The following is an 886-nucleotide window of genomic DNA, read 5'->3' as shown; positions in this document are numbered from 1 at the left end:
TGAGATGTGTACTGGAATCCCTGATCTGAATGGAGAATGGTTCCACGCACATCTCTTTTTTGTGCCAACATTTCAATTGTATCTAATACAAGTTCATTATCGTTGCGCTTGGATATTTTCCAAGAAACAACTTCGTTATTATAAATATCTTGTACAACAGAAAGATACCGAAATCCCTCTTGGAATCGTAGGTAAGTAATATCTGTAACAAGCGCTTCATTTTGTTGGCGATCTTTGAATTCACGGTTTAAAACATTCGGAAAAACATTGGAATAGTTCCCTTTAAAGAAGCGACGCTTCTTTCGAATAATAGATTGAATGTTGAGCTCGCTCATTAAGCGATATACTTTTTTGTGATTTATAAAATATCCCTCTTCCTGTAAAGCGATTTTCATACGTGGATAACCATATTCCTTGTGCCTTACGTGAATAGATTGTATTACTTTTTTTAATCGTTTCTCGGATTCTAGTCGCATGTTTTTCATACTTTTTGTATGAATCCACTTATAGTAACTTGAACGATGTACACCTGCAAATTTCGTAAGCCATATAACTGGATATTTCCCCTTTAATGATTCAATGATATGATATCTCACCGTATATTTTAGTGCGCCTCCATTTACAGATTCGGATACTGCTTTTTTAAATATTCAACCTGTGCCTTATAGTAGTCACGTTCCTCTTCAATCGTCTTAAAATGAACGCGTTTGCCTTTTAGAGGATTTGATATCCCTTTCATTCCACCATTTTTCCCACGAGTATCTGTAATTTCACCAAATTCTTTATATTTTTTCACCCAATTTTTTAGTTGTGTAGAGCTTCTAATCTGATATTTTTCCTTTATCATATTGTAACTTCCTTCTCCGTTTAAATAACTTTGAACAGC

General features: G+C 34.3%; 2 protein-coding genes. Both read right to left on the bottom strand.

Going from position 1 to position 886, the window contains the following annotated elements; translation table 11 throughout:
* Positions 1-596, bottom strand: a 596-nt coding sequence (locus JDS80_RS30650; protein ID WP_199640814.1) for an IS3 family transposase, incomplete at its 3' end; no start/stop codon positions are given.
* A 23-nt stretch (positions 597-619) separates the two neighbouring features.
* Positions 620-886 (bottom strand): transposase (locus JDS80_RS30645; RefSeq protein ID WP_242477470.1); only part of this gene is annotated, 267 nt, incomplete at its 5' end.

Source organism: Bacillus cereus group sp. N8 (assembly GCF_016483685.1).
Classification (GTDB): Bacteria; Bacillota; Bacilli; order Bacillales; family Bacillaceae_G; genus Bacillus_A; species Bacillus_A proteolyticus.
Note: the sequence above shows the minus strand (reverse complement) of the source record. Positions and strands in the feature narration are given on the sequence as shown.